The sequence below is a fragment of the Candidatus Desulfosporosinus nitrosoreducens genome (assembly GCF_030954495.1).
Classification (GTDB): Bacteria; Bacillota; Desulfitobacteriia; order Desulfitobacteriales; family Desulfitobacteriaceae; genus Desulfosporosinus; species Desulfosporosinus nitrosoreducens.
Genome location: NZ_JAVHUW010000002.1, coordinates 1 through 3,809, shown reverse-complemented (window position 1 = coordinate 3,809; position 3,809 = coordinate 1). Strand labels below are relative to the sequence as shown.

General features: G+C 52.7%; 2 rRNA genes. Both read right to left on the bottom strand.

What is annotated here, in order from left to right:
- Positions 1–1,931, bottom strand: a 23S ribosomal RNA gene (locus REC12_RS00035); the annotation flags it as partial.
- Between the two features lie 409 nt (positions 1,932–2,340).
- Positions 2,341–3,809 (bottom strand): 16S ribosomal RNA (locus REC12_RS00030); the annotation flags it as partial.

Sequence of the window (3,809 nt, the reverse complement as noted above, 5' to 3'; positions counted from 1 at the left end):
GTTATAGTTACGGCCGCCGTTTACTGGGGCTTCAATTCAAAGCTTCGGCTTGCGCCTAACCTCTCCTCTTAACCTTCCAGCACCGGGCAGGTGTCAGCCCCTATACATCTCCTTTCGGATTAGCAGGGACCTGTGTTTTTCTGACACAGGCGCCTGGACCAGTTCTCTGCGGCTCACCTTGCAGTGAGCGCCCCTTCTCCCGAAGTTACGGGGCCATTGTGCCGAGTTCCTTAACGAGGGGTTTCTCGCGCGCCTTAGGTTTCTCACCCCATCTACCTGTGTCGGTTTGCGGTACGGGCACCCAGTCGCTCGCTAGAGGCTTTTCTTGACAGCCTGGAGTCGGTTACTTCGCTACTTTATTTCGCTCCCCATCACGTCTCAGAGTTACGCAGGGCGGATTTGCCTACCCTACCTCCTACTCGCTTGGGCGTGCTCGACCAACGGCACGCTTAACCTATCCTTCTGTGTCGCCCCATTACTCAATCGCTTCTCGGTGGTACTGGAATCTCAACCAGTTGTCCATCACCTACGCCTTTCGGCCTCGGCTTAGGTCCCGACTTACCCTGGGCGGACGAGCCTTCCCCAGGATCCCTTAGATTTTCGGCGGACAAGATTCTCACTTGTCTTTTCGCATACTCATACCGGCATTCTCACTTCTATCCACTCCACCAAACCTTACGGCTTGACTTCTCTGCTGACAGAACGCTCCCCTACCCCTTACAGTTTCCTGTAAAGCCATAGCTTCGGTGATACACTTGAGCCCCGTTACATTTTCGGCGCAGAACCACTCGACCAGTGAGCTATTACGCACTCTTTAAATGGTGGCTGCTTCTAAGCCAACATCCTGGTTGTCTGAGCAATTCCACATCCTTTCCCACTTAGTGTATACTTTGGGACCTTAGCTGATGGTCTGGGCTGTTTCCCTTTTGACTATGAAGCTTATCCCCCACAGTCTGACTCCCAATGGTAATATCCTGGCATTCGGAGTTTGATAAGGTTCGGTAACCTGGTAAGGCCCCTAGCCTATTCAGTGCTCTACCGCCATGATTCCTTCATTGAGGCTAGCCCTAAAGCTATTTCGGGGAGAACCAGCTATCTCCGTGTTCGATTGGCATTTCACCCCTACCCACAGCTCATCCCCTGCCTTTTCAACGACAGTGAGTTCGGGCCTCCAGTGGGTTTTACCCCACCTTCACCCTGGCCATGGGTAGATCACACGGTTTCGGGTCTACAGCATGCAACTCGTCGCCCATTTCAGACTCGCTTTCGCTTCGGCTCCGGCTCTCCGCCTTAACCTCGCTGCATACCGTAACTCGCCGGTTCATTCTACAAAAGGCACGCCACCACACCAACGTGCTGTGACTGCTTGTAAGCGTACGGTTTCAGGTTCTTTTTCACTCCTCTTCCGAGGTGCTTTTCACCTTTCCCTCACGGTACTGGTTCACTATCGGTCGCTAAGGAGTATTTAGCCTTGGGAGGTGGTCCTCCCTGCTTCCCACGGGGTTTCTCGTGTCCCGCGGTACTCAGGATTCCCTCACAGAATGTCTCTTTTTCGCTTACAGGGGTGTTACCTTCTTTGCCGAGGCTTTCCAGCCTTCTTCCACTAAAGATCCATTCTTAACAGAGGGTCCTACAACCCCAAGCTCCGAAGAGCTTGGTTTGGGCTCTTCCCGTTTCGCTCGCCGCTACTCAGGGAATCGATGATTCTTTCTCTTCCTCCGGATACTTAGATGTTTCAGTTCTCCGGGTTGTCTTCTTTAACCTATGTATTCAGCTAAAGATAACCGGACATAACTCCGGTTGGGTTGCCCCATTCGGGTATCCACGGATCAAAGCCTGCTTACGACTCCCCGTGGCATTTCGCTGTTAACCGCGCCCTTCTTCGACTCTTAGCGCCTAGGCATCCACCGTACGCCCTTAGTAGCTTGACCTAATGGTTCTTCGCTACATCTAGGGTCTCTCAAGATGTCGTTTCCTTTCATCTTGAGGTGTTGTTTTGTTTGATTTGCTAGAATTTCTTCTCTATGCAGTTTTCAAAGAACAGCTCAAACGGTGATGAAGTCATCTTTCCTCTTATCTGAGGTTGATGTCCTTCGCCGTAGGAGACACAATCAGGATTGCCTTCAAGCCCTTCGGCTCTTCCTCAATCCTGGGAGTGAGGCCTCTTGATTTAAATCTCTTTAAATCGCCTGGTCTCTCAAAACTAAACAACAGCTTTGCCAATGAGGTGCCGATCCCTCGGCTGAGCCTTTGCAGACTCTTTTTGATCTCTTGCCTAAACAAGAGCATCGACCCATAGGATGTTCGTTTAAAGCTGAAGCTCTAAACTGTTCTCCTTAGAAAGGAGGTGATCCAGCCGCACCTTCCGATACGGCTACCTTGTTACGACTTCACCCCAATCATCGGCCCCACCTTCGACGGCTAGCTCCTTTTCAGGTTACCTCACCGGCTTCGGGTGTTGCAGACTTTCGTGGTGTGACGGGCGGTGTGTACAAGGCCCGGGAACGTATTCACCGCAGTATGCTGACCTGCGATTACTAGCGATTCCGACTTCATGCAGGCGAGTTGCAGCCTGCAATCCGAACTGAGACCGGCTTTCTCGGATTGGCTCCACTTCACAGCTTCGCTTCCGTCTGTACCGGCCATTGTAGCACGTGTGTAGCCCAGGACATAAGGGGCATGATGATTTGACGTCATCCCCACCTTCCTCCGGTTTATCACCGGCAGTCTATCTAGAGTGCTCGACCTTACTCGTTAGCAACTAAATACAGGGGTTGCGCTCGTTGCGGGACTTAACCCAACATCTCACGACACGAGCTGACGACAACCATGCACCACCTGTCTCTCTGCTCCCCGAAAGGCACTCCCTTGTTTCCAAAGGATTCAGAGGATGTCAAGCCCTGGTAAGGTTCTTCGCGTTGCGTCGAATTAAACCACATGCTCCACCGCTTGTGCGGGCCCCCGTCAATTCCTTTGAGTTTCAACCTTGCGGCCGTACTCCCCAGGCGGAGTGCTTATTGTGTTAACTCCGGCACAGAAGGGGTCGATACCCTCTACACCTAGCACTCATCGTTTACGGCGTGGACTACCAGGGTATCTAATCCTGTTTGCTCCCCACGCTTTCGCGCCTCAGCGTCAGTTACAGTCCAGAAAGTCGCCTTCGCCACTGGTGTTCCTCCACATATCTACGCATTTCACCGCTACACGTGGAATTCCACTTTCCTCTCCTGTCCTCAAGATACCCAGTTTCCGATGCACTCTCAGGGTTGAGCCCTGATCTTTCACACCGGACTTAAATACCCGCCTACGCGCCCTTTACGCCCAATAATTCCGGACAACGCTCGCCCCCTACGTATTACCGCGGCTGCTGGCACGTAGTTAGCCGGGGCTTCCTCCTTAGGTACCGTCATGCAAGGTCAATATTTTCAACCTTACCGTTCTTCCCTAAAGACAGTACTTTACAATCCGAAGACCTTCATCATACACGCGGCGTTGCTCCGTCAGACTTTCGTCCATTGCGGAAGATTCCCCACTGCTGCCTCCCGTAGGAGTCTGGGCCGTGTCTCAGTCCCAGTGTGGCCGTTCACCCTCTCAGGCCGGCTACTGATCGTCGCCTTGGTAGGCCTTTACCCCACCAACTAGCTAATCAGACGCGGGTCCATCCATCATCGGTAGCATCTTCAGAGGCCACCTTTCCTTAAAACCTGATGCCAGGTCTTAAGCGTATCCGGTATTAGCCCTCGTTTCCAAGGGTTGTCCCGGCTTGTTGGGTAGGTTACCCACGCGTTACTCACCCGTCCGCCACTAAA